The following is an 18,006-nucleotide window of genomic DNA, read 5'->3' as shown; positions in this document are numbered from 1 at the left end:
AGAAACGCTCCATGAAAAAACATCTACTCTACGCCATTTCGGCTATATGCCTTTCCCTCACTTCCTGCCACAAAGATCTGCCGACCGAGTTGGCCTTCGAAAGCTACGCATACGCTTCCTTGGATGTCGACGGTGGGACCTGGAGGCCTGTTTTGATCTCGGCTGCGTCGGATCTGGAGATTGCGGAGCCTGCGGCGACCAATTCATCGGAATACCAGGCCGAATTGACAGCGACCAAGTCGGCCATCCAGCAGATGAGCGACTTCCAAAGAGAGAAGCTCGCGCATTGGACCAACAATCCGGTGGTGCGATGGAATGAGATAGCGCTCGAACTGATCGCCAAGTACAACCTCATCCCAGGCCCAAATCCAGACGGGACCTACACGCTTCCAAACCCTGCAAGTCCGGATGGCCCACCGGCTTTCCCTTTCGCCCATCCTCCCTATGCAAGCCGGGCACTGGCATACCTTTCGGTGGCCCAGTTTGACGGGCTGATCTCGGCATGGCACTATAAGTATCACTACCAGCGTCCTGCCGCTTATAAAGTGGACCCCTCGGTTCCTTTTGCCTACCAGGAGCAGGACATTCCTGCCTATCCATCCGACGGGGCAGTGATCGCGACTGCTTCACGCAAGATTCTCACGGCGATGTTTCCCCTGGAAGCGGCCTATCTGGAGCGGAAGGAAGCCGAGCACCTGCAAAGTCTGCTGCTTTCGGGTGAGTTTGTGAAGAGCGATATCGAGGCAGGGGCCCAGATTGGCGATCAGATCGCTGTCAAGGCCTTGGCCAGGGCATCGGCTGATGGGATGAAAAATGCCCAAACTTCCAAAGCAGTGTCTGACTCGATCGCCAATGCGGCTTTTGAGCGGTTTGGCTGGAAATGGGTCAACTTGGAGTCTCCGCAGCGCCCGGTAGGCCTGACTCCTCTTTTTGGGAAAGTGAAGATGTGGAATGTCCCCAATGTCGAGGCAACCAGGCCAGGTATGCCGCCTGCCCCAGGCTCGGCCGAGTATGAGGCGGATGTGAAGCTTCTCCAAGAGTACGCCGCCCACCGGACGCTGGAGCGCAGGAAGATTGCCAATTTTTGGCAAGATGGCTTGGGAACCTATACACCTCCTGGGCATTGGAATGATTTTGCCAACCGCTTTATAGTAAAATATAAAATGAGCACGCTGAGGGCGGCCCGAACGCTGGCTTACATGAACATGGCCATCATGGACGGTGGAATCAGCTGCTGGGATGCAAAATACTACTATCACTATCCCCGCCCCATTCAGCAGATCGAGGGTTTTGAGACGATAGCCGGGACGCCGAATTTCCCTTCTTATACTTCTGGACATTCCGTGTTTTCCGCGGCTGCATCAGAGGTGCTAGCCTATGTGTTTCCTGCAGAGGCCGACATGGTCCGGGCGTGGGCGGAGGAAGCTGCGGTTTCTAGGGTTTACGGAGGTATCCATTGGACCTTCGACGCTACAGTGGGGACTCAGCAAGGCCGCAATGTCGCCCAATACACCATAGACAAGGCCCGTACAGACGGCGCCGATTAATCCATAAACATAAAATCGAACAACATGAAAAATCATATACTCACTTCAATTATCGCTTTGGCCATGCTTGCTGTCGGGCAAGATGCCATGGCCCAAGGCTGTGTGGCTATCCGCCAGTTTTCCGGTCTTGGCAACGCCGTCGGTCAGGGGAATATCCTCAATCAGGGCGAATGGAACATCAGCACCAACTACCGCTATTTCAAGTCTTTTCGGCATTTTCGCGGCTCCCACGAAGAGCCTGAGCGCGTCGAAAATGGTACCGAGGTGATCAACCACCAGCACGGGCTCGATATCAACGTGAGCTATGCCTTCACCGAGCGGCTCTATGGGATCGTCTCCCTCCCTTTTCAGTACAACGAGCGAAGCTCGCTCTACGAGCACAATCGGGAGGATAGGCATACGACCTATTCCAAAGGCTTCAGCGACATGAGAATCGGCGCGGGCTATTGGCTGCTTTCGGGGGAGAAGGCAAAAAAGGGCAACACAGCCATTGGATTGGGACTCAAATTCCCCACAGGAGACTATGCCGCCACCAGCACCTTCTACAAGGGAGAGGATGAAGTCCCTACCGAACTGACAGTGGACCAGTCCATCCAGCTTGGGGACGGCGGTACCGGCCTGATCGTGGATTTTCAGGGCTTGTGGAACATCGGCAGCACCAATTTTTGGTACTACGACGGCTTCTATATGTTTAACCCCAAGGAAACCAACGGGACGCCTACCAACCGAAGCCGGCCAAACGAAGCGATCATGAGCGTGCCGGACCAGTTTGCCGTGCGGACAGGCGTGTTCAGGTCTTTTGAGAAGATCCACGGCCTCGGTGCCTCGCTGGGTGGACGCTTTGAGGGGATTCCGGTACGCGACGCCTTTGGGGGAAGCGACGGATTCAGAAGACCGGGCTACATCATCTCGGTGGAGCCGGGCATCACCTACATGCGGGGAGATGTCACTGGCACGCTCAATGTGCCGATTGCTTTGTTCAGAAACAGAACGCAAAGCGTGACCGATATCGAAAACTCCACACCGGAGCGGGAGGTGCATGGGGATGCGGCCTTTGCGGATTACCTGATCAGCTTTACGCTGGCTTGGAGGATTCCCAAGAAAGCCCCGGCCCTGTTCAATTCCCTTTGATGCCGAAGAAATGCAAAAAAGAGGGCAAGTACGATGACCGTACTTGCCCTCTTTTTTTTGGAGAAAGCTTTCCCTAGAATGCACTATGCTTTGACAGCAGCGGTGGATTCGGCCTTCAGGCTTTTGAACGCCAGATAAATCAGTGAAATGGCCAAAACAAACAGCAGCGCTGCGATGATGGCGAGCACATAGCCTTTTTCCTGGAAGTTTTTCCAGGCGAAAAGACCCAAGGATGCCAAGGTTACGGTGAACATGAAGAACATCGGGATCATCACAAAGGTGGCGGGGATGTTTTTGCGGATCAGCCACACCGCAATGGTAAGCAGGGCGAGGGCTGCCAAAAGCTGGTTGGCGGATCCGAAAATCGGCCAGAGCGTACTGAACTCGCCGGAAAGCAGCAGCAGCACGGAAAGCAACACCACGATGCCGGTGGACAGGTAGCGGTTTTTGGCCACTGTCTGCGCGGCAGGCTGAGGCATATCTTCAAAATATTCCTGTAGGGTAAACCGCGCCAGCCTCGTGCAGGTATCCAAGGTCGTCAGCGCAAATGCCGACACCGTCAGTGCCACGAAACCGACGGCGAAAGTCTCGGAAATGCCCAGCGTGGCGATCATTCCCCCTATTCCGTTGGAGAAAAGCGCCACTGGCCCTTCCGAACCGAGACGAGTCGTGTACTCCTCTTGGGAAAGAATGGCCACCGCTCCCACGGATATGATCGCCAAGAAAGACTCGATCAGCATCCCGCCAAAACCAACGACCTTGGCATCGCTTTCCTTGTCCAGTTGCTTGGAAGTAGTACCCGAGGCTACTAGGGAATGGAACCCGGAGATGGCACCGCAGGCGATGGTCACAAACAGCACCGGAAACACAAAGCCAAGGCTCTCGCTGGAGGTCTGGATCTGCGTACTCATCTCGATCTGGGGATTGGCGATGAATACCCCCACGACGGCGGCGATCATCATCCCGTAGAGCAGATAGCTGTTGAGGTAGTCCCGAGGCTGGAGCAAAAGGCTCACGGGAGCGACCGAGGCCAAAAACGCATAGCCCAAAAGACAGGCGATCCACACCTCATAGCTCAGGGCGATCGGGATCTGGGTACCGAGATAAACAAAATAGTACATCAAAACCACCCCCACTACCGTGATAATCGCGAAGGCGACTTTCCCGCTTCCGACCAGGCGGTTGAGAAAGCCGAAGCCGACTGCGAGGAGGATGAAGAGAATGGAGGCAGAGCCCACGCCGGGATTGGCAATGAAGGTCTTGGCGATGATGTCCGCAAAAACCCCGATCACGAGGATCAGCGTCGAAAAGCTGAACAGGATGAAAAGTTGTTTTCCCTTGGCTCCGATTTGGTTTCGGATGATTACGCCGATGGATTTTCCTTCCGTACGCAGCGAGGCGGCCATACTTCCCAGATCATGTACCGCGCCAAAGAAAATCCCCCCTACCAAAATCCAGATCACTGCGGGGATCCACCCAAAGGTCACCGCGATGATCGGTCCCACGATCGGCCCAGCCCCGGCGATGGAAGCAAAATGGTGCCCCAAGACCACAATCGGCTTGCTGGGCTCGTAGTCGACGCCGTCCCTGAGTCGGTGCGCAGGGGACTGGCGGGAGTCGTCCAGCCCAAATTTCCTGTACACAAACGCGCCGTAGTATCGGTAGGCGGCGTACAAAAGGACGCCGGAAATCAGGAGAAGGAGGGCTAAACTCATGGTTTATTCTGGGAATGTGCCGTTTGGCTGACAGGAAAGTTCGTATTTCCCCCGCAAGTTAGAACAATGTGAAATTCATCCCGCGGATAAGTGCATTTTCTGGGGAGAAAAAGGGTGTGCTTTCGGCAGCATCCCGATCCTTAATTTTATTTATATGGAGATTCGGTCTAAATTTGCGTCCTTTGACTTGTCAAAATAACAACCTAACAATTCTATATGGCTTGGTTTAAAAGAACTGACAAAGGCATCAAAACCTCCACAGCTGAGAAAAAAGATGCTCCTGACGGGCTTTGGTTTAAGACTCCAAATGGCAACATCATCCATACCCGGGAGCTCAAAAACAATGCTTTCGTATGTCCTGACGACGATTTTCACGTAAAGATCGGCTCCAAGGAATACTTCGAAATCCTCTTTGACAACAACAAATTCACCGAGCTGGACGCGGACATGAAGTCCGGAGACCCGCTGAAGTTTAGCGACACCAAACCCTACACTTCCAGGATCGAAGCCACCATCAAAAAGACCGAACTCAACGACGCCGTGCGTACGGCTTATGGCAAAATGAACGGATTGGACTTGGTGGTAGCCTGCATGGACTTCAACTTTATCGGCGGATCCATGGGCTCTGTCGTGGGGGAGAAGATCGCCCGTGCCATCGACCACTCGCTGAAGCACAAGGTTCCTTTCCTGATGATTTCCAAGTCGGGTGGTGCCCGGATGATGGAAGCGGGATTTTCCCTGATGCAGATGGCAAAGACTTCCGCCAAGCTCGCCTTGCTTGACCAGGCAGCCATCCCTTATATTTCCCTGCTGACCGATCCCACCACGGGTGGGGTCACCGCTTCCTATGCTATGCTCGGGGATTTCAACATTGCCGAGCCGGAGTCCCTGATCGGTTTTGCCGGTCCGAGGGTAATCCGGGAGACCATAGGCAAGGACCTTCCAAAGGGCTTCCAGAGTGCGGAGTTCGTATTGGAGCACGGTTTTCTCGACTTCATCATCGATCGCCGCCAGCTGAAAGCGAGGCTGACCACCCTGCTCAACCTCCTGAACAATTAATCTAGGATCTCATCAAAAAGCCTCAAGGAATCAGGTCAAAATTGTTTTTGTTTGGCCTGTTTTCTGGATTAATAAATATATTTGTGCTCCCAAAACGGGTTCAATCCAGACGAAAAAGTAAAATCAAAATTTCATGGGTTCAGTAATTATTACCTCCATTGTAGCATTCACGGTGATCATCCTGCTACTGGTGTTCATTCTCCTCTTTGCCCAGTCCAAGCTGGTCAACTCCGGAGATGTCAAGATTGTGATCAACGGAGATAGTGACAATACGATCGTGGCTTCTGCCGGATCCAGTTTGCTGTCTACATTGAGCAATCAGAAGATATTCCTTCCGTCAGCCTGTGGCGGAGGCGGAACCTGCGCCATGTGTAAGTGCGTGGTCGAAGACGGCGGTGGCGACGTCCTTCCTACCGAGGTCGGTCACCTCAGCCGCGCCGAGCAGCAAGGCAATGTAAGATTGGCCTGCCAAGTGAAGGTGAAGCAAGACATGAAGATCCGCGTACCAGAGGAGATCTTCGGTATCAAGAAGTGGGAGTGCGAAGTCATCTCCAACTACAACGTCTCCACCTTTATCAAAGAATTCAAAGTAAAACTTCCGGAAGGGGAAACCCTCCACTTCGAAGCCGGCGGATACATCCAGGTCGACGTACCTGCGATCACCGTCAACTTCAAGGATATGGACATCACGCCGCATCCGGAATTGGGTCACCCTGCTGACGTGTATAAGAGCGACTGGGATAAGTTTGGCCTGTGGAGCTTGGTCATGAAAAATGACGAACCTCTCTTCCGAGCCTACTCCATGGCTAACCACCCAGCGGAAGGAAACATCGTGATGCTGACCATCCGTATCGCGACTCCACCGTGGGATCGCGCCAACAACAGATGGATGGATGTGAATCCAGGGGTCTGCTCCTCCTACGTTTTCTCCAGAAAACCGGGCGACAAGGTGACCATATCAGGTCCTTATGGAGAATTCCACATCAATCCTACCGATAGAGAAATGGTCTACATCGGCGGTGGTGCAGGTATGGCTCCGCTGAGAGCGCAGATTTTCCACCTTTTCCACACTGAGAAGACCCGTAGAAAAGTGTCTTACTGGTACGGTGGACGCTCTAAAAAGGAACTGTTCTACGTTCCTCATTTCCGCGCGATCGAAGAAGAATTTCCTAACTTCCAGTTTAATATCGGTCTGTCCGAGCCACTTCCTGAGGACAACTGGAAAGTGAAAAAATCCATGGATGACGAAGGTGACGGATACGTGGGCTTCATCCACCAGGTGCTGTACGACAACTACCTGAAAAACCACCCTGAGCCAGACGAGATCGAGTACTACCTCTGCGGGCCTCCTTTGATGAACGCCGCGGTGCTCAAGTTGCTCGATGACCTGGGCATTCCTAAAGAAAATATCCGCTTCGATGACTTCGGAGGATAAAAATTTCACAAAAGATCCCGCTTCGGCGGGATTTTTTAGTTTAGTACCATTTTTGTTTACTTTTAAACACCCATCACCACGCTATGAATATTCAGTCTTTTTTCGATCCGGTTGCGGATTTTCTGTTTGAGAAAAAGTACTCGGAAAACTCCTTTTGTCATCAGATCCGCACTCATCGTGGGGATTTTCCCGACCTGAAAGGAATCCAGATCGCCCTAGTAGGCATCAAGGAAAGCCGCGGATCCAAAAAGTCCGAGAGTATCGAGCGCGGCAGCAGCGAGATCAGGGAAAAGCTTTACGAGCTGAAAAAAGGCATGGTTCCCTATCGCATCGCTGATTTGGGGGATTTGATTTCCGGGGACTCGCTCAACGATACCTATCAAAACATCCGACAGGTAGGAGAGTTTTTGATGAAAAACCAAATCCTTCCGATCTTCTTCGGTGGATCCCATGACCTGGACTACGGGCAGTATCTGTCCTACCAGAAGATGAAGAAGCTGGTGACTATGGTGACGGTCGACGCCAAGGTGGATATGGAGGAGGCTGGCCCGGAGGACGACCGGCACACGCAGGAGATCGTGCTCCATCAGCCCAATTTTCTGTTTTCCTACACCCACCTGGCTTATCAGAGTTTCCTCGTGGATCCTACACTGATCAACGTCATGGAAAAACTCTACTTCGACCATGTCCGTTTGGGACAATTGCGGGACAAGTTTAAGGAAACGGAGCCGCTGATCCGGGATGCGGACTTGCTGAGCTTTGACCTCAGCGCGGTGCAGTCTGCGGATGCCCCCGGTGCAGTGGATGCCCAGCCCTTTGGACTGAGTGGGGAGGAGGCCTGTCAGATCTGTTGGTTTGCGGGCATGAACGAAAAACTGAGCTCTTTTGGGCTGTATGGCTATGATCCTTATTTCGACGACGCCAACAACAAGACTGCGAAAGTCGCGGCGGTGATGATCTGGTACTTTGTCGAGGGCTTTTATTCCCGAAAGGACAGCCTTTCCTTCAAGAGTGCGGACTACATCAAATACACGGTGTCTTTGGATACCAAACCCAACACCTTGGTGTTTTACAAAAGCAAGCGAAGCGGCAAGTGGTGGATGGAGATTCCGCACAACGAAACTGGGAGGTATGACCGGGTGAGTACGGTGCCCTGCAGCTATTCCGACTACTTGGTCGCCCAGAAAGGGGAAATCCCCGAGCGCTGGATCAATGCCCAGATCAAGCTGTATTGATGAAGAGCTATACGCTGCAGCAGCTGGCTTTGAGAAACGGCCAGGATAGGCCCGAGATATGGGTGGCCTATCGGGGTATGATCTACGATGTGAGCGAGTCCAGGCTTTGGAAAAAAGGTATGCACTACGAGCACTGGGCAGGGCAGGACCTGACAGAGGAGCTGGCGGACGCGCCGCATACAGAGAAGGTTTTTGAGAAATTTGTGGCCATAGGCCAACTAGCATAGCACATGATATTAATAGCAGATAGCGGTAGCAGCAAGACGGACTGGAGAGTGATCCACCGGGATGGCAAGATCAGCCAGCATCGTGGCGTGGGCTTCAATCCCTACTACATGACCTCGGAGGAGATGGCGATACAGATGCGCCATGACTTTCTGATCAATCTGGAAAATGAGATCGAGGAAATTTTCTTCTACGGTGCGGGATGCTCTGCGCCGGACAGGAAGGCCGAGGTAGCCGGGGCGCTGTCGACTATCTTTGGACAGGCCAAAATCCACATAGACCATGACCTCGCCGCCGCAGCACATGCGACCTGTGGGCACCAGCCAGGCATCGCGTGCATCCTAGGTACTGGATCCAACAGCTGTGACTACGACGGTGCAAGTATCATCGCCACCCGTCCCGCGGCGGGCTATATCCTCGGAGACGAGGGAGGGGGCTGCTATGTGGGAAGAAAGTTCCTGACTGACTTCATCCATGAGGAAATGCCCGGGCACATCCGTGAGGCTGCCATCGCGCGCTTTCATATCACCCAAGATATCATCCAAGACCATGTCTACCGTCAGCCCTTTCCTAGCCGGTATATGGCCAGTTTTTGCCGCTTCATCACCGAAAACAAATCGGATCCTTATTGTTACGGGTTGTACTACAATTCCTTCAAGGATTTTTTTGCAAAGCATATCTTCAAATACCCGGATTTTCAGCAAAAGACGGCCAACTTTGTAGGGTCGATCGCCTACTACAACAGCGATATTCTCCGCAACGCTGCCGCCGACTCGGGAATCCACGTCAACATCATCATCGAGAGCCCCATCGCGGGGTTGACACTATACCACCAGGAAAAATTGTAAAATCCTAAAAGGAGGGCTTTTCGCAGTGAAAGGCCCACTCCAGCCAGGGAATCACGTTGATCCAGAACATCTAACCTATCGAGAAATGAAAGTCACTGAAACCAGCTCCCTCTACGAAAACCTGGAGTCAATGGACACGCTGGAATTGCTGCGAAACATGAACGCCGAGGATCATAAGGTAGCCCCGGCTGTAAAGGAGAAAATTTCCGCCATTTCGGCCTTGGTTGACCAGATCGTGCCAAGGATGCGGGAGGGAGGAAGGCTGTTTTACATTGGCGCTGGGACCAGCGGCCGCCTTGGTGTCCTGGATGCTTCCGAGTGTCCTCCGACCTATGGAGTTCCACACGACTGGGTGGTAGGGATTATCGCAGGGGGAGACTCCGCGATCCGCAAGGCTGTGGAAAACGCCGAAGACAACCCAGAGATGGCGTGGAAGGACATCCAGGCTTTCGGTTTTTCGGAGCTGGACACGGTCGTTGGCATTGCGGCATCCGGTACGACTCCCTATGTCATCGGTGGAGTAAAGACGGCACGGGAAAAGGGCCTGCTCACCGGCTGCATTACCTGCAATGCGGACTCCCCGCTGGCAAAGGCAGTGGAGTTTCCCATCGAGGTGGTGGTAGGGCCTGAATTTGTGACGGGAAGTACGCGGATGAAATCCGGCACTGCGCAAAAACTGGTGCTGAACATGATCTCTACCTCGGTGATGATCAAGCTGGGGAGAGTGAAAGGCAACAAGATGGTCGATATGCAGCTTTCGAACGTCAAGCTGGTCGACCGAGCTACCAAAATGGTGATGGAGGCGACGGGCCTCGACTACCCAGCCGCCAACGAATTGGTGCTTTCCCAGGGTTCTGTTCGCAATGCCACAGAATATTATTACAAGAATCAGGCTGGATCTTAAATAAACTTTTGAGACGCATAGCGATTTTTCTTTTCTTTGGGCGTATCTTTGCAGCCCAAATAAGCGTTTGAACGTCAGTAGCTTATTATTCACCACAAACTACAGCAGTGATGCTGCATACTTATGAAAAAGAACAACCCTAGAAAGCCATTTTTCAGCGAGGGAGGCAAAGACTCCGACTCCCCAAAGTCCCAAGGCAAATCCGATTTTTCTCCCAAGGGAGGCCGCTATGAGAAGGGGGAAGGCAAGTTTTCTCCCAAAGGGAAGTCCTTTGGAAAGAAGGACGATGCCTATGGCAAGCCTGCTTTCGGCAAAAAGCCCGACTTCAAGTCCGAAGGCCGCTCGTCCTATGGAGACAAGCCGAAGGGCAGATTCTTCAACTCCGACGACAAGGGCACGGACAAACCCAGCTTTGGCAAGCGCTATGATGCCAAGGACTCCGGCAAGCGTTCGTTTGGCGACAAGCGCTTTGACAAAGGGGAGGGATTCCAAAAGAAATTTGACAAGCGCGACGACTCAGGCTTTCCAAAAAAGAGCTTTGGAGCCAAAGCGGACCGGTTTAAGAAAGATGATTTCTCCGGAAAGAAATTTGAAAAGCGGGAAGGCGGAGATTTCCCGAGAAAATCCTTTGGTGACAAGCCCGAGCGATTCAGAAAGGACGACTTTTCCCCAAACAAGAAATTCAACAAAGAGGAAGGCGGCGAGAAGCCCTCTTTCAAAAAGGATTTTGCCAAAGACTCCGGGCCAAAATCAGGAGAGCGACTGGTGTACAAAGGCCGCGGCCGTGACCAGAAGCCCGTTTTTGGGATGGAGCAGCCCAAGTCTTTTGGGGAGAAATCCGAAAAGCGTGGCTTTGGCAAAAACAGGCCCAATCGCCAGGAGCTGAACCCGGATCGACCTGACTACAACTTTGACGCGCTTCCGGCCCGGAAGACCAAGGGAAAAGAAGAGTCGGACCTGCTGCGATTGAACAAGTTCATCGCCAACTCAGGGATCTGCGGAAGACGCGAGGCGGATGACTTGATCGCCAAGGGCCTGATCACGGTCAACGGCCAGGTCGTGACCGAGATGGGATTCAAAGTCCGCAAGACCGACCGGGTCGTGTATCAAGGCAAGAAGGTCAATCCTGAAAAACCCGTCTATGTATTGCTGAACAAGCCCAAGGACTTCATCACCACCACCGACGATCCCATGGAGCGCAAGACGGTGATGAACCTGGTGGAAAGTGCCTGCGAAGAGCGGATCTTCCCTGTGGGACGACTGGACAGAAATACCACCGGACTATTGCTCTTCACCAACGACGGGGAGCTGACGGCGAAACTTTCCCATCCGTCCAACGAGGTGAAAAAGATCTACCAAGTGACGTTGGACATGCCGCTGACCCAAAACCACGAAAAGGAAATCCTGGAAGGCTTGACTCTAGAAGATGGTGACGTGCAAGTCGACGACATGCAGGTGCTGTCAAAGGACCGGACGATCCTTGGCCTGGAAATCCACGTAGGCAGAAACCGCATCGTCAGGAGGCTCTTTGCCCACCTCGGCTATGAGGTTATCGGTCTGGATCGTGTGATGTATGCAGGACTGGACAAGAAAGACCTGAAGCGTGGCCACTACCGCTTCCTCACCGAGCAGGAAGTGATCCGCTTGAAATATTTTACTTAAGATAAAAGAGGCTGTCTCATAAATAGCTTTGACATTTAGAAGACAGTCTAATCTGATCATAGCTAAATACAGATTCTTTCGGAAAAATGTAAATCCGGAAGGAGCACCCTCCCGGATTTAACTAAAAAAGAAAAAAATATAATTAGTAGCTTCTAGCTAAAACCGGAATGTTAATGCGTCGACTTGTAACTGAAGTAGAAACACATCCAGGCATATTATCATAGATATAATATGATTGAGTCCACCACTCCTCAAGACCTTTAGAACCAGCATAGATTGCTTTACCAATTTTCGAAGTGTTTGCGCCGCTTGCGCTGTTTGAATCTCTAACTTTTATGTTTGATCCAAAAGTCTTCCTTCTCTCATAATAGAAATCATTAAAAAGATAAAGGGATGAGTTACTGTATTCTACATCATTTCTCAAATACGTAAGCTCAGTCTTAAGTTCAAAATAGACTGCTGCGCGAATATAGGTTATATCGAAAAAGGCAGCTTGATTGCAGGTCCCTGAAGTTACGAAGTCAATAAATCTCCAGCTATTGTTGGTATTGCTGAATGGCGTGATTTCCCCCCAAGATGGTGTAAATTGGTTAGGTCCAGTAGAATTTTGAAACGGTCTTTCTGGATGCGGAATGTAATATGGACCATTGAGTGATAATGCAGGGAATGTAAAGGCTGACTGGAAAGAAACCAAATCTAAGATCCCCTTTTTGTCTGTAGGCTCTTGAAGTCTGTATTTGCCTATCATTTTTTGATTGTATCTATGGACTTCATCCAAGTTTTTAAAGCCGGATATTTTTCCATCTTCGATTGAAGTTAGCAAATCATCGAAAGCACTATAAATGTTTATTTCTGGATCATCAACATTTTCTTCAGACAGAAGTGCAATTTTGTTTTTGTTTTCGGTAAGTAGTACATAGTCGTTCTCCAAATTGAACTTTATGTACTGTGAGCCTATTCTTAGTAACTTGTTTTCTCCTATTAGTTTGGAGAAGTCATTTGAAAATCTGGTATGAAACTCAGACTCTGAGTTTTCAATGAAGTCTTCGTATTCTTCTACTGTATCAAAGGATTTAAACTCCAGTTGGCTAGAAATAGAGACATCCGGAGTTTCAAAAGTTTCTTGACACCCTGAGAAGAAAATGCAGAGAGCAATGAAGCTAGATAGTTTTTTCATAGTGCTTGTATTTTTGTTTAAAGAATTTGTTTCGGAATATACAACATATTAGTTTGTAAATACAAGAGTAAGTTAAAGAAAAAAAATATTAAGTATGGTATAATTAAATAAATCCAAAAAGTTGGCTTGAAAGGATAAAAAAAAACTGGAATAGTTATATATATTGTAGCTAGTACAATTTTATGTCGCTAGGATGGATTTTGGTACTGACCGATGATGGTTAGCAGATTGAGGTATCAGTGGTTTCGTATGTTAAGATCAAGTAGTTTGACTTTTCGCCAATCTTAGCTAGCTCATCTTTTAATCAGAGTTATTGGTTTGGTATTGGCCACAGCAGTTGCGTAAAAGCCGATCTGAATTGTATCTTGATTTTTGCTGATCAACTCGTTTGGCGGCTTTAAACATGGTTTAGCCAAAAAGTCTGACTAGGATAAGAGATGGTTTACAAGGGCACAAGTGGTTGTTAGTTGGCCGCTGCTGGAACGGTCCCCAATGTCAAGCCAAAATTCTCAAACAACACTCTGATGAACTCGCCTTCTTTTTTGGTGTGATGAATAATAAAGTACTGCGTCTGCAGATATGGGGGTAGTTTCGCTTGGTATCTAAGACACTGATTGCATTAATGAAGTTCTCATGTTTGGAAAAGCAATACCCTTTCGGTGTAGATCATAGTTTGATCTTTCTCAAAATTTATTTCTAGCTTTTTTTGGGCTCAAAACAACATTGAAGACGGCTAAATGAAAGTTCGAAAGGATGTGTAGTAGTTGTAAAAAGCTTCACTATTGAAGAAAACAATTTTTTTCGTGGACTCAGCAGAAACTAACCATCTCCCTTGAGCTGCTGCACGAGTTCCCGTTTGGCCAGGACTCCGCCTTTCTCCAGAGTATCTTGCCCCGCTTGAAGAGGATGTAGTGCGGGATGGAGCGGATGGCAAATTGCTGACTGAGTTGCGGATGCTTGTCCACGTTGAGCTTGAGCAGCTTGATCTTGCCGCCAAGCTCTGCCAGTGCCTCTTCCAAAACGGGGTTCATCGTCTGGCAGGGACCACACCAGTCAGCATAAAAGTCGACCAGCACCGCTTCTAGGCTTTGGCTGATCAGGTCCTTGGGGTTTCTTTTTGGCATGGATGGAAACAAAAAAACCGACTCGGTGAGAAGTCGGTTTTTCAGGGGTACTAGTGGTTATTGATTTGTGCCTGCCGGATCAGTTGGCATCTTCAGGCCTAGCTTGGCCAGTACCAGTTCGGTGAATTTGTCTTCTTCTTTGGTGTAAAGCAGGATAGGCGATTGGCCTGCGGTCTCCGCGAAAATGTGCGTGTAGTTGTTTTCGGCAGCTACGGCGTTGATCGCGTTGATTACCTTGGTCTGAACCGGCTCCAGCAACTCGCCGAGTTTTCGCTGATAGGATACTTGGGCGTCCTGCTGATATTTTTGTACATTCTGCTCCAATTTTCCAAGTTCCTGTTCTTTGGTAGCTCTAGCTTCCTCAGTCATGGTAGGAGCCGCCTGCTGATAGGCTTGCACTTGCCTTTGAAAATCCGCCACCTTAGTCTGGATATTGGTTTGCAGTTGGGTTTCGTAATCTTTGATATCAGCCCCGATTTGTTCCATCTCTGGCATCAGGTCCATGATAAATTCCACGCTCGTATAGCCGATTTTTATTTCCTGGGCCTGAGCTGCAAATCCTACGAATAGCATCGCTACTGCCGCTAGGATAACTTTTACTTTCATCATTTGGTGTTTGTATTTAATTGTTTTTTTCGATTCCCAATTCTTCCAGGACAAACTCGGAGTAGTCGTGTCTTGGATCTGTATAAATAATAGCCGAAGGGCCTGCGGCTTTGTCAAACAAGACCGCCAGATTGTTTCGTCTCGACACCCGCTCGATGGCGTCGTAGATTTTGGATTGGAGGGGTTGGAGCAGTTCTGCCTGCTTTTGGTAATACATCCCGTCAATGCCAAAGATCCGGCTGTTAAACTCCTGCGAGGCCTTCTGCTTCGCTTTGATCTCTTCCAGCCGCTGCTGGTACATCTCCTCGGTCAGGAGGACCTCCTCCGCCTTGAGCTGGGTGGTGAGTTCCTTGATCTCCTGATCCAAACTCTGTGCCTCTTTCTTCCAATCCGAGCTCAGCTTGCCGAGCTCTTCCTGGACGACCTTGTAGTCCGGATGCTTGTTTAGGATATATTCTGAATCGATGTATCCAAACTTTTGGGCTGCCAAAGGGCCTGCCTGGAGCAGAATGAGCAGCAAAAGTACAATTTTCAGTGATTTATCCATGTGTCCGTCTTGTTTTCAGTGGCATTTGAAGTCGGGCGATTGCGCTTCATTTTTTGCATAAATTAACTAAACGAATCACTGCTCACAAGATTATCTGAACTGCTGGCCAATTGTGAAGTGGAACTGAGGGCCGCTGCGCTCCAGTGAGGGAGAAACCGCATCGAAGCCGTATCCCCAGTCAATCCCCAGAAGGCCGAATGCCGGCATGAAGATCCTCGCGCCAAAGCCTGCGGACTTCTTCAGGTCGTAGGGATTGTAGTCCTTGTAGGATCCCCAGTTGTTTCCAGCCTCGGCAAAACCCAACAGGAAGATGGTTGCGGATGGATTTGGAGAGACCAAAAATCGAACCTCTGTCACGAATTTGTTGTACACCACCCCGCCGTAGGGATCTGCATTTTCCTGCCCTCTAGTCTCACGTCCCGGTGTAATTGTTTGGTTTTCGTAGCCTCTCAAGCCGATGATCTCCTGGCCGAGGGCAAAGTTGTTGAAGGTCATACCATCCCCACCCATTACGAAGCGTTCCAAGGGAATGATGCCGATCTTGTTGCCGTAAGAACCCAGGAAGCCCATGTGAGCACGTGCACTGGCTACCCACTTGCTAGACCCGAAGATCGGGGTGTAGAAGGAGGCATCAAACATCCACTTGTGGTACTCTAGCCATTTGTACTTCTCCTGGTCTGGAGACTCGTCGTTGATGTTTTTGTTCAAAGACGCATAGGGAGGAGTGAAAGCGGCGGACAACATGATGTTGGAGCCCATCCGAGGGAAGGTATTGTTGTCTATGTTGGTTCTGGCGATGGTGGTATTCCAGGTGATACTTTTTGAAGTACCGGTTGGATAGCTCAGACCAAATGAAGTCCCGAATTCGTCGAACTCATAGTTTTGGAACTGCAGGGAGTTGCTGATGCTGAAGTTGTCATCCGGCCACGTCACACGCTTGGCGAGTCCCACCGTGACTCCAGTGATCTTAAAGTATCCAAGCTCGTTTCCAAAATTGGCTTGGTTGATGAAATCAACTTGTCGCTGCACGGAGTGGTTGAAGGAGAAGCTCAGCGCATTGGGCTTTTTCCCGCCAAACCATGGCTCCGTGAGGGAAATGGAGTAGTTCTGGAAGGTTCTTCCGTTTGCTTGTACCCGGAGGGAAAGCTTCTGTCCGTCACCCACCGGCAGGGGATCCCACTTGCTGAAGTCCCCGATATTTCTCACCGAGAAGTTGTTGAACACCAGGCCGACAGTACCTACAAATCTATAGAATCCTCCCCATCCACCGGAGAGCTCGATTTGGTCATTGGGTCTTTCTTCCAGTTCGAAGGTAATATCCACCGTTGCCGCCTCAAAGTTTGGTCGGAGGTCAGGGTTGATCTTTTCCGGGTCAAAATAGCCCAGGGTGGAGAGTTCGCGGATCGTTCTTACCAAGGCACTTCGGTTGAACTTTTGCCCGGGCAAAATCCGGATCTCACGCATGACCACGTGGTCGGACGTCCGCTCGTTTCCTTTGATGTTTACGCTGTTTACCGTCACCTGAGGACCTTCGAAGATCCGCATTTCCAAGTCTATGGAGTCGCCGGAGACGTTGACTTCCACCGGATCGATGGAGAAAAATAGGTAGCCGTCGTCCTGGTACAGGGAGCTCACGTCGTCCCCGCGCTGGGGGTCATAGTTGAGGCGCTTGTCCAGCTTTTCCTTGTCGTACACATCCCCTTTTTGGATACCCAGCCTGGCGAGCAGGACTGCGTCGGGGTGGATGTAGTTGCCCGAGAAGGTGATATCCCGGTAGTAGTATTTCCGGCCCTCGACCACATCGATGTCGATGTTGATCTTGTCCTCGGAGAAGTTGTAAACCGAATCGTTGAGGATTTTGGCGTCGCGGAAGCCTCGGCTGTTGTAGAAGTTGATGACCGCGTCTTTGTCGTTACGATACTCTTTGGGGATGTATTTTGACCCTGCGAAAAAGTTGAGCTTAAAGTTTTTGCTGATGTAGTTTTTTACATCGTCAGCGGAGGCTGAGTCGGTGTGGAGCACGCTGTTTGCGATGCTGGACGCGTCTGCGTCAGTGGCCCGGGTGTAGAGATCCTTGAATACGGCTACCCTGGCATGTTCCTTGGTTTTTTTCATCTTGCCCTTCAGGGCTCGGTCACTCAGTTCCTCGTTGCCGTGAAACTGGATTTCGTTGATTTTTACCTTGGAGTTGATGGCGATGTCAAAGCGGAGCTTGACACTGTTGGGCAGGGTGGTGTCGCGGTCTTGGAAGATCTTGACATCGGTATTGAGGTAGCCCTTGTCGAGGTAGTATTTTTCGATGTTGCGCTTGGCGGTGTTCAGGACGTCGTCCCGTACCACGCGCCCGCGGATGTTGACCTTGTCGCGGAGCTCGCCTTCTTGGGTTTTGTTGATGCCGGAGAATTCCACCCGCGAAAACCTCGGTCTCTCGGTAAGGTCCAGGAGGAGGTAGATGTCGTCTCCTTCGATCTTGGTGACCAGGATTTTGACGTCACCGATGATGCCTTGCCCCCAGAGTTTCTTCAGGGCATTGGAAATGGCGTCCCCAGGCACATCGATCCGGTCGTCTACTTTGAGCCCGGACAGGGAGATGATCGCAATCTCATCCAAGGTGGAGAGCCCCACCGCTTTGATTTCGGCAATTCTGAATTTCTGGGGTTTTGCATAGTTCAGCTCCAGAATGTTGACAGGCTTTTGGGAGGCGTAGCGGCTTTGGCCCAGACGGATCTGGGAATAGGCCGATGCAGACCATATCAAACAACACAGAATCAATAAACTTCTTTTCATCAAT

14 protein-coding genes and 1 pseudogene are annotated in these 18,006 nt (G+C 50.6%); 9 read left to right on the top strand and 6 right to left on the bottom strand.

The features are described 5' to 3' along the window. The first annotated feature begins 11 nt into the window (after positions 1-11). Both J0A68_RS00945 and J0A68_RS00940 read left to right on the top strand, forming a co-directional pair. Entirely contained in the window at positions 12-1,547 is a 1,536-nt protein-coding gene (locus tag J0A68_RS00945; RefSeq protein ID WP_206576304.1) for a vanadium-dependent haloperoxidase, read from the top strand. A gap of 24 nt (positions 1,548-1,571) precedes the next feature. Beyond that, a complete protein-coding gene (locus J0A68_RS00940) occupies positions 1,572-2,678 on the top strand; it encodes a hypothetical protein (protein ID WP_206576303.1) in 1,107 nt (368 codons plus the stop codon). Positions 2,679-2,761: 83 nt separating this feature from the next. Here J0A68_RS00940 and J0A68_RS00935 read toward each other — a convergent pair whose 3' ends face one another. Continuing rightward, entirely contained in the window at positions 2,762-4,393 is a 1,632-nt protein-coding gene (locus tag J0A68_RS00935; protein WP_206576302.1) for a carbon starvation CstA family protein, read from the bottom strand. Between the two features lie 216 nt (positions 4,394-4,609). On the opposite strand from J0A68_RS00935, the gene accD reads away from it, so the two are divergent. The 7 genes from accD (at position 4,610) to J0A68_RS00900 (ending at position 11,761) form a co-directional block, all read left to right on the top strand. After that, positions 4,610-5,452 (top strand): acetyl-CoA carboxylase, carboxyltransferase subunit beta, encoded by an 843-nt coding sequence (gene accD / locus J0A68_RS00930; RefSeq protein ID WP_206576301.1) that lies wholly within the window; start codon positions 4,610-4,612, stop codon positions 5,450-5,452. 133 nt (positions 5,453-5,585) lie between these two features. Beyond that, positions 5,586-6,887, top strand: a complete 1,302-nt coding sequence (nqrF, locus tag J0A68_RS00925; protein ID WP_206576300.1) for an NADH:ubiquinone reductase (Na(+)-transporting) subunit F — start codon at positions 5,586-5,588, stop codon at positions 6,885-6,887. 83 nt (positions 6,888-6,970) lie between these two features. Then, a complete protein-coding gene (locus J0A68_RS00920; protein WP_206576299.1) occupies positions 6,971-8,122 on the top strand; it encodes a formimidoylglutamase in 1,152 nt (383 codons plus the stop codon). Beyond that, positions 8,122-8,349 (top strand): cytochrome b5 domain-containing protein, encoded by a 228-nt coding sequence (locus J0A68_RS00915; RefSeq protein ID WP_206576298.1) that lies wholly within the window; start codon positions 8,122-8,124, stop codon positions 8,347-8,349. Before J0A68_RS00920 ends, J0A68_RS00915 begins: the two co-directional genes overlap by 1 nt. A gap of 3 nt (positions 8,350-8,352) precedes the next feature. Further along, positions 8,353-9,195 carry an N-acetylglucosamine kinase gene (locus J0A68_RS00910; RefSeq protein ID WP_206576297.1) on the top strand — a complete coding sequence of 281 codons (843 nt, stop codon included), beginning with the start codon at positions 8,353-8,355 and terminating at the stop codon, positions 9,193-9,195. Positions 9,196-9,280: 85 nt separating this feature from the next. Further along, positions 9,281-10,099 (top strand): N-acetylmuramic acid 6-phosphate etherase, encoded by an 819-nt coding sequence (gene murQ / locus J0A68_RS00905; RefSeq protein WP_206576296.1) that lies wholly within the window; start codon positions 9,281-9,283, stop codon positions 10,097-10,099. Between the two features lie 123 nt (positions 10,100-10,222). Then, positions 10,223-11,761, top strand: a complete 1,539-nt coding sequence (locus J0A68_RS00900) for a pseudouridine synthase (RefSeq protein WP_206576295.1) — start codon at positions 10,223-10,225, stop codon at positions 11,759-11,761. A gap of 142 nt (positions 11,762-11,903) precedes the next feature. Here J0A68_RS00900 and J0A68_RS00895 read toward each other — a convergent pair whose 3' ends face one another. The 5 genes and pseudogenes from J0A68_RS00895 to J0A68_RS00875 all read right to left on the bottom strand — a co-directional run bounded on the left by J0A68_RS00895 (position 11,904) and on the right by J0A68_RS00875 (position 18,002). Beyond that, positions 11,904-12,938, bottom strand: coding sequence for a hypothetical protein (locus tag J0A68_RS00895; protein WP_206576294.1), 1,035 nt, complete (start codon positions 12,936-12,938; stop codon positions 11,904-11,906). Between the two features lie 819 nt (positions 12,939-13,757). Beyond that, a pseudogene (trxA, locus tag J0A68_RS00890) lies at positions 13,758-14,062 on the bottom strand (thioredoxin). Positions 14,063-14,119: 57 nt separating this feature from the next. Beyond that, positions 14,120-14,671 carry an OmpH/Skp family outer membrane protein gene (locus J0A68_RS00885; protein WP_206576292.1) on the bottom strand — a complete coding sequence of 184 codons (552 nt, stop codon included), beginning with the start codon at positions 14,669-14,671 and terminating at the stop codon, positions 14,120-14,122. Positions 14,672-14,684: 13 nt separating this feature from the next. Continuing rightward, entirely contained in the window at positions 14,685-15,215 is a 531-nt protein-coding gene (locus tag J0A68_RS00880; RefSeq protein ID WP_206576291.1) for an OmpH/Skp family outer membrane protein, read from the bottom strand. A gap of 90 nt (positions 15,216-15,305) precedes the next feature. Further along, positions 15,306-18,002, bottom strand: a complete 2,697-nt coding sequence (locus J0A68_RS00875; protein WP_206576290.1) for a BamA/OMP85 family outer membrane protein — start codon at positions 18,000-18,002, stop codon at positions 15,306-15,308. Positions 18,003-18,006 lie beyond the last annotated feature (4 nt).

Origin of the sequence: Algoriphagus oliviformis (assembly GCF_017254915.1) — a bacterium.
Classification (GTDB): domain Bacteria; phylum Bacteroidota; class Bacteroidia; order Cytophagales; family Cyclobacteriaceae; genus Algoriphagus; species Algoriphagus oliviformis.
This window is presented reverse-complemented; position numbering and strand designations above follow the sequence as displayed.

What these genes read in the sequence shown, in the direction of transcription:
- J0A68_RS00945 (WP_206576304.1), top strand. Translation starts at nt 12, where the DNA reads ATGAAAAAACATCTACTCTACGCCATTTCGGCTATATGCCTTTCCCTC.
- J0A68_RS00940 (WP_206576303.1), top strand. Translation starts at nt 1,572, where the DNA reads ATGAAAAATCATATACTCACTTCAATTATCGCTTTGGCCATGCTTGCT.
- J0A68_RS00935 (WP_206576302.1), bottom strand. Translation starts at nt 4,393, where the DNA reads ATGAGTTTAGCCCTCCTTCTCCTGATTTCCGGCGTCCTTTTGTACGCC.
- accD (WP_206576301.1), top strand. Translation starts at nt 4,610, where the DNA reads ATGGCTTGGTTTAAAAGAACTGACAAAGGCATCAAAACCTCCACAGCT.
- nqrF (WP_206576300.1), top strand. Translation starts at nt 5,586, where the DNA reads ATGGGTTCAGTAATTATTACCTCCATTGTAGCATTCACGGTGATCATC.
- J0A68_RS00920 (WP_206576299.1), top strand. Translation starts at nt 6,971, where the DNA reads ATGAATATTCAGTCTTTTTTCGATCCGGTTGCGGATTTTCTGTTTGAG.
- J0A68_RS00915 (WP_206576298.1), top strand. Translation starts at nt 8,122, where the DNA reads ATGAAGAGCTATACGCTGCAGCAGCTGGCTTTGAGAAACGGCCAGGAT.
- J0A68_RS00910 (WP_206576297.1), top strand. Translation starts at nt 8,353, where the DNA reads ATGATATTAATAGCAGATAGCGGTAGCAGCAAGACGGACTGGAGAGTG.
- murQ (WP_206576296.1), top strand. Translation starts at nt 9,281, where the DNA reads ATGAAAGTCACTGAAACCAGCTCCCTCTACGAAAACCTGGAGTCAATG.
- J0A68_RS00900 (WP_206576295.1), top strand. Translation starts at nt 10,223, where the DNA reads ATGAAAAAGAACAACCCTAGAAAGCCATTTTTCAGCGAGGGAGGCAAA.
- J0A68_RS00895 (WP_206576294.1), bottom strand. Translation starts at nt 12,938, where the DNA reads ATGAAAAAACTATCTAGCTTCATTGCTCTCTGCATTTTCTTCTCAGGG.
- J0A68_RS00885 (WP_206576292.1), bottom strand. Translation starts at nt 14,671, where the DNA reads ATGATGAAAGTAAAAGTTATCCTAGCGGCAGTAGCGATGCTATTCGTA.
- J0A68_RS00880 (WP_206576291.1), bottom strand. Translation starts at nt 15,215, where the DNA reads ATGGATAAATCACTGAAAATTGTACTTTTGCTGCTCATTCTGCTCCAG.
- J0A68_RS00875 (WP_206576290.1), bottom strand. Translation starts at nt 18,002, where the DNA reads ATGAAAAGAAGTTTATTGATTCTGTGTTGTTTGATATGGTCTGCATCG.